This is a genomic window from Streptomyces sp. rh34 (assembly GCF_002551245.1).
Classification (GTDB): domain Bacteria; phylum Actinomycetota; class Actinomycetes; order Streptomycetales; family Streptomycetaceae; genus Streptomyces.
This window is the reverse complement of sequence record NZ_NTGZ01000347.1, coordinates 1-6,610: the sequence shown is the minus strand read 5'-3', so window position 1 is coordinate 6,610 and position 6,610 is coordinate 1. Positions and strand designations below refer to the sequence as shown.

The 6,610-nt window shown below is 74.1% G+C and carries 4 protein-coding genes and 1 pseudogene; 3 read left to right on the top strand and 2 right to left on the bottom strand.

All coding sequences use genetic code 11. The features are described from left to right. Window positions 1-473 precede the first annotated feature (473 nt). Window positions 474-1,814, top strand: a complete 1,341-nt coding sequence (locus CR470_RS34770; protein ID WP_097871431.1) for a hemolysin family protein — start codon at window positions 474-476, stop codon at window positions 1,812-1,814. Further along, window positions 1,811-2,845 (top strand): hemolysin family protein, encoded by a 1,035-nt coding sequence (locus CR470_RS34765; RefSeq protein WP_097871429.1) that lies wholly within the window; start codon window positions 1,811-1,813, stop codon window positions 2,843-2,845. The genes CR470_RS34770 and CR470_RS34765 overlap by 4 nt, the downstream gene beginning before the upstream one ends. Here CR470_RS34765 and CR470_RS34760 read toward each other — a convergent pair. Beyond that, complete coding sequence (locus CR470_RS34760) at window positions 2,842-3,051, bottom strand: twin-arginine translocase TatA/TatE family subunit (protein ID WP_097871427.1); 210 nt, start codon at window positions 3,049-3,051, stop codon at window positions 2,842-2,844. The two genes, CR470_RS34765 and CR470_RS34760, sit on opposite strands and share 4 nt — an antisense overlap. A gap of 110 nt (window positions 3,052-3,161) precedes the next feature. Continuing rightward, complete coding sequence (locus tag CR470_RS34755; protein ID WP_257139019.1) at window positions 3,162-4,568, bottom strand: geranylgeranyl reductase family protein; 1,407 nt, start codon at window positions 4,566-4,568, stop codon at window positions 3,162-3,164. 141 nt (window positions 4,569-4,709) lie between these two features. Here CR470_RS34755 and CR470_RS34750 point away from each other — a divergent pair. After that, window positions 4,710-6,610, top strand: a pseudogene (locus CR470_RS34750) (HEAT repeat domain-containing protein); the annotation flags it as partial.

Here is a 6,610-nt window from a genome sequence, read left to right as displayed (position 1 = left end):
GTCGCGGCGCTCCTCGGTCCGGTACCGCCGGACCGGGGCTGGCCCCCCGCCCTCACTCCGGCCGGTATCGCCGCGCTCGTCGCCGCGGCCGGGACGACCGTCTCCGCGCTGTCCGCGCTGAACGCGGCCGTCGCGCTGTTTCTGGTCCTGGAGGCTGCGACGCCGCTCTAGGCCCTGTCCGGAGCCGCGAAGACCGGCCCGACGCCCGTCGCTACAGGGTTGTAGAGTTCATCAGCCGCGGAACGCGGGCCCCGTCGACGGCGGTTCTTCACCCGCCCGGCATGCAGAATCATGCCCGGGTGCTCACCTCCCGCCGGAGTGCGTCCCACTCGAACCCATGGCTGGAGAACCCAGCCGGACAGGAGCCACGCGTTGTCCGCCAGTCCGGGCCCCTCGGGGCCCGACCCCCACAGCCACCGACCCGCGGCCCCGGTCAGGGCCGCCCGCCGCCTCCCGTGCGGGGCGGGTGAACGATGACCTCCGCCCTGCTCGGCCTGCTGGCCGTGTTCGTCCTCACCGCCGGGACCGGCTACTTCGTGGCCCAGGAGTTCGCGTACGTCTCCGCCGACCGGCTGACCCTCGGCCGGGAGGCCGCGGCCGGGGACAAGCGGGCCGCCCGCGCCGTGAAGGTGCTGGAGCGGCTCTCCTTCATGCTGTCCGGCGCGCAGCTCGGCATCACCGTCACCGGACTCGTCGTCGGCTTCCTCGCGGAACCGTCCGTCTCCGCCCTGCTGCGGCCCGCCCTGAGCGGCACGGGCCTCTCCGACGGACTCGTCTCGGGCATCTCCGTGGCGCTGTCGTTCGTGGTGGCGACCGTCATCCAGATGGTCCTCGGCGAACTCGCCCCCAAGAACCTCGCCCTGGCCGTGCCCGAGAGCATGGCGAAGTCCCTCGCCTCCTCCACCCTGATCTACCTGCGGATCGTCGGCCCCGTGGTCCACGTCTTCGACGGCGTCGCCAACCGGCTGCTGCGCCGCATCGGCATCGAACCGGTCGAGGAGCTCCACCACGGCGCGACCCTGGAGGAGCTGGGCCACCTCATCGGCGAATCCCACGAACAGGGTGAGCTCCCGGCCGCCACGGCCGAACTCATGGACCACGCGCTGGAGTTCTCCGAGCGGAACCTGGGCGAGGTGATGATCCCGCGCGCCGACGTGGCGTTCGTCCGCCGGGACGCCCTCGCCGCCGAGGCGGTCGAGCTGATCGCCCGGCACGGACACTCGAACTACCCGGTGCTCGGCGACCACCCGGACGACCCCGCCGGAGTCCTCGGCGTACGGGAGCTGATGCGGCTGCCCGCGGCCGAGGTCGGGCGCACCACCGTGGGCTCCCTGGCCCGCCGCCCCCTCCTGCTGCCGGAGCTCCTCAGGCTCCCGGCGGCGGTCGCGCAGATGCGCGAGCGCGACGACGAGTTCGCCGTCGTCCTCGACGAGCACGGCGGCCTGGCCGGGATCGTCACGTACGAGGACATCGCCGAGGAACTCGTCGGGGACATCGCCGACGAGTCCGACACCGTCGTCGAACTCGCGGTCGCCGACGGTTCCGGCTGGATCGTGGACGCGGGCCGCCGCCTCGACGAGATCGAGGAGGCCACCGGCGTCGCACTGCCCCAGGAGAGCGACGACTACGACACTCTGGCCGGGCTGATCATCGACAGGCTCGGACGCTTTCCCACCGTGGGCGACCGGCTCACCGTCGGTGCGGTCCGGATCGAGGTGCGCACCCTCGACCGGCACGTCGCCGAGTACGTCCGCATCGAACCCACGGAACGTGCCGAACCCACCGGACCCACCGAACAGGAGCCGCAGGCATGAGCTTCCCCATGGCGCTCTTCGTGACGGTCCTGCTCCTGATCGGCAGCGGGTTCTTCGTCGCCGCCGAATTCGCCCTGGTCGCCTCCAAGCGACACCGCATGGAACAGGCCGCCGCCCGGGGGCAGCGCGGGGCCAAGGCCGCGCTCGACGGGATGCGCGAGCTGTCGCTGATGCTCGCGGGAGCCCAGCTCGGCATCACCATCTGCACCCTGGGCCTGGGCTCCGTGTCCAAGCCCGCGATCTCCCACGAGCTGGACCCGCTGCTGGAACGGCTCGGACTGCCCGCGGCCCTCAGTTACGGCATCGCCTTCGCACTGGCGATGATCGTCGTTGTCTTCCTGCACATGGTGGTCGGTGAAATGGCCCCGAAATCCTGGGCCATCGCCCACCCGGAGCGCTCCGCGATGCTGCTGAGCCCCGCCTTCCGCGCCGTGGTGGGCGCCGTACGCCCGCTGATCCGGGTGCTGAACGCGGTCAGCAACACCCTCGTGCGGCTGTGCCGGGTCACCCCGCGCGACGAACTCGCCTCGGTGCACAACCGCGACCAGCTCACCCACCTGATCGAGGAGTCCGAGCGTCTCGGGCTGATCAGCAAGGGCGACTCCGGACTGATGACCAGGTCCCTGACCGAGCCGGGGACCCCGGTCTCCGTGCTCCGGACCCCCGTGGAGCGGATCGCGACGGTCCCGGCGGACGCCGGACTCGACCGGATCCTGGCCACCGCCGCCGAGGCCGACCGCACCCGCCTGCTGGTACGCGACGGGGAGGAGATCCTCGGATCGGTGCACGCCCGGGACGCCCTCGTGGCCCGCGCCGGAGGCCGGGACGTCCTCGCCCGCGACCTGGCCCGTCCCGTCCCGGAACTGGCCCCGGACGCGACCGCGGCGCACGCGGTGGAGCAGTTGCGTGAGCGGCGGGCCACGATCGCCGTCGTACGCGACCGGGAGGGCGGGCTCACCGGGCTGGTCAGCCTGGACGACCTGCTCGCCCGGCTGCTGCACCCGCCGACGCCCCCCGAGCACACCCTCTAGAGAGGGTCCCGCTCGGTCGTCTCCCCGCGGATGACGCGGGGAGACGGCTGGGGCCGGCCGCTGTCCTCGTCCTTGAGCGCCTGCTTCTCGCTCTTGAGGATGCGCGCGGCCTTTCCGGCCGACCGCATGAGGTCGGGCAGCCTCTTCACGGCCAGCACCGCCACGATCACGAGGAGAAGGAGAGTGAGCTCGCCGATCCCGAACATGGTTGCTGCTTTCTTCTGGGCGGAGTGGGCGCGGAGCCATCCGGATCCCTGACGGGCCGGCAGACCGTAATCTACAGGCCTGTAGAGCGTCTGTCCGCGCCCCCTGCCCTTCAGCGCTTTTGGCGGCCGCCGCCGCGCGGGCCCGGCCTCGGGGCGGGGACGAGGCGGACCGCCGTGTTGAGGACGTGGTCGATCACATCGCGCGAGGGCTTGTCCGTCAGGTCCGTGAGCAGTCGGGCCAGCGTGTTGAGGAGGAACGGCGATCCCATGACGTACCGGTTGAGCACCGGCTGGAAGCCCGAGCGGCTGAAGATCAGGTCGGCGGCGGTGTTGCCCAGCCGGTAGTAGCGGCCCCAGCGGCGGTTCATCTCCACCGGGTAGCCGCGGAGCACCTGTTCGCGCCGGGGCCCCTGGGGGTGGGCCAGTGCGAGGGCCGCGGTGCCGGCGGCGACCTCGCCCGCCTCCATCGCCTGGGCGATGCCCTCGCCGTTCCAGGGGCTGACCATCCCGCCGGAGTCGCCGACCAGCAGCAGCCCGCGTGCGTACAGCGGATGGCGGTTGAAACCGAGCGGCAGGGCGGCGCTGCGGACCGGGCCCTGCGCGTTCTCCTCGCGCAGCCCCCAGTCCTCCGGGGTCCGGGCCAGCCACTGGTCCAGGGTGGCGCGCAGGTCCGCCTTGCCGTGCCGCCGGTGGGGAAGCGCCCCGAGCCCGACGTTGACCCGGCCGTCGCCCATCGGGAAGATCCAGCCGTAGCCGGGAAGGTACGGGCCCCCGTCCGGGTAGCGGAGGTCGGCCCACAGCTCCAGGTACTCCTCCCGGGAGCGTTCGGGACTGCGGTAGTAGCGCCGGGCGGCCGTCGCGATCTGCCGCCGGGGGTCCCGCTCCAGACCCAGTGTCAGGGCGAGGCGGGCCGACGCCCCGTCGGCGGCGATGACGACGGGCGCGCGGAAGTCGACGGGCTCCGGGACGTCCGGGGAATCCGAGGACGCGGCGACCCCCGTGACCCGGCCCGCCCGGTCCGTCAGCGGGCGCTCCGCCTTCCAGCCGCTGTACAGCCGGGCCCCGGCCGACACGGCGTGCCGGGCCAGGATGTCGTCGAAGTCGTGCCGGCTGCGGGAGAGCCCGAAGTCCGGATAGCGGCCCAGCGCGGGCCAGTCGATATGCACGCGGTGCTCCCCGGCCACCCAGCGCATACCGCGCGAACGGGTCCAGCCCGGTGCGGTGATGTCGACGCCCATCCGGATGAGCTGGTGCACCGCGCGCGGGGTGAGACCGTCGCCGCACACCTTCTCCCGGGGGAAGCGGGCCTTCTCCAGCAGGATCACGTCCACTCCGGCCCGCGCCAGGTGATACGCGGCCGAGGAGCCGGCCGGCCCCGCCCCCACCACGATCACCTGGGCGTCCTCTCCCGTACGGGACGCCTCCCGCGCATCTTCCGTACGGGATTCCCGCGGCGCTCCTGTACGGGGAGCCTCCTGTGCGTCCGTCGTCGTCGGGTCCGGTGGCAGTTCCCGCATCACAACCCCTTCGTCCCAGCGGCCGTTGCTCCTGCCGGGGCGGCGGCCCAGGGCAACATCATCGATCAGGACGGGCCGGGGCGGTACCAGGCCTCGGAAAACCTCGGGCGGCCGAGTGACCCCGCCGTCTACGCTCCGTCGGTGACCACTCCGCCGGACGAAACGATCATCGACGCCCTCGACCGCGCCGACGCCGCTCTCCTCGCCCGGCGCCTCGACGCCCGCACCTGTCCGCCGGAACTCCTCGGCCGGATGGTCCGGCACCCCGCGCCCCGGATCCGGCACCTCGGCCTCACCCTCCTCGCCGAACGCGCGGACACCCCGGACGCCAGGGGAGAGGGAGAGAGCGGGCCCGGTCATCGTGCCCCGGTGGCCCGCCTGTTGCCCGATTCCCCCGGGGCGTCGCCCGAGGAGTCCCTCCTGCTCGCGGGCCTCCACGCCCGGCTCGGGGCGCGGAAGCCGGGGCACCGGCTGCCCGACTGGCGTGCGGCCGCGCTGCCCGCCCGGGTGCGGATCGCCTGGCTGCGGGCGGAACTCCTCGGCGACCCGACGGTCCTTCGTACGGAACCGGCGGGCGAACTCCTCTACCGGGCCGCGCGCGAGAGCGACGCGGCCGGGGCGCACCGACCCGACCGGCTCGTGGCCGAACTCATCGACACCGGGGATCCGGTCCTGGGGACCGAGGCGCTGCGGCTGGCCCGCGACGGGCTGTACGCCGGGCTGCTCGCACCGGCCTTCGTACGCGGCCGGCTGGTGCGGCTGCTCGACTCGCCCGACCCCGACGTCGTGACCGATGCGCTGCGCGAACTCGCCGAGCCCTGGGCGGCGGTCACCCCCGTGGACGCGTCACCGCTGACCCGTCCGGCGAGGGCCCTGGACGGCCGGTCCGCCCACCGCGACGGGTCGTCGGCCGCGCTCGCGGCCGCCGCTCTCCCAGCCGCGGCCCGGCACGGTCACCACACGGTGCTGTGGAGCACGGCGGAGGATCCGGCCGGGGCTCCGGCCCTGCGCGGGCAGGCCGTGGAACTCCTGGGCGAACGGGCGGAACGCACCGACGTCGGCCGCCTGGTGGCCCTGGCCGCAACGGACCCCCTCCTGCTCGCCGGACCTGTGCTGGCCTGTCTGCGCGCGCTGCACCGGCGCGGCCATTTCCCGGCGGACCCGGACGTCGGCCCCATCCTCGCCCTGGCCCTGGCCGATCACACGCTGGCGGCGGAGGCCGTCGCGACGGTCCTCTACACCTCCCGTCGCCCGTTGTTCGACGCCCTCACCGACGCCCCGCCGACCGCCCCGGACTGGCCACGCCGCCTGGAGCTGCTCATCGCCCTGTCGCGGCAGGGAGCCGCCGACGTCCCCATCGGCGAGGCCGTCGCCCGGCTCCTCCCGGCCGTTCGCGCCCCGCGCCCGTTCCTCGCCGCGATCCGCGTCCTGCGACCGCCGGCCGCCGAGGAAGCGGTGCTGGCCCTGCTTCCCACGGCCCCGTCCGCCGCCCTGGACGCCCTGGAGGCCATCGGCGGGGACCGTACGCGATCGGCGCTGGCCCGCGCGTTCGGCGTCGGCGTCCCGGCGGACGGACCGTCCACGGCCACGGACGGTCCACCACGCCTCCCGGTCGCACCCGAACTGCGCCCCGTACGCGACCGGGCGCTGGCGCTCCTGTGGCACCTCACCCGCGAACCCGGGCAGCGGCAGGACCTCCTCGCCCGCCTCGACCCCCAGGACCTCCCGCGCGACATCGAGGCCGACCTCGGAGCCCCCGACGAACGGGAACTGGCCGTTCTGCGCGCCCGTGTGGACGTGGACGCCCCCGTGGCGGCTTTCTGCCGGATCGCGGCGCACGCCGGTACGGGAACCGCGCCCTCGGAGGGCGTCCCCCTGGCCGACCTGCTCCTGCGTATCGTGCGCGACCTCGCCGCAGGCCGGCTCGGGCCGGCCACGGACGCCCCGGGCCCCGGCTTCGCCCCCGCGGGACCGGCCCGCCCGGACGGCGAACCGGAGCTGCCGCCCGAGGTGTTGGATCTGTCTCTTATACACATCTCTGA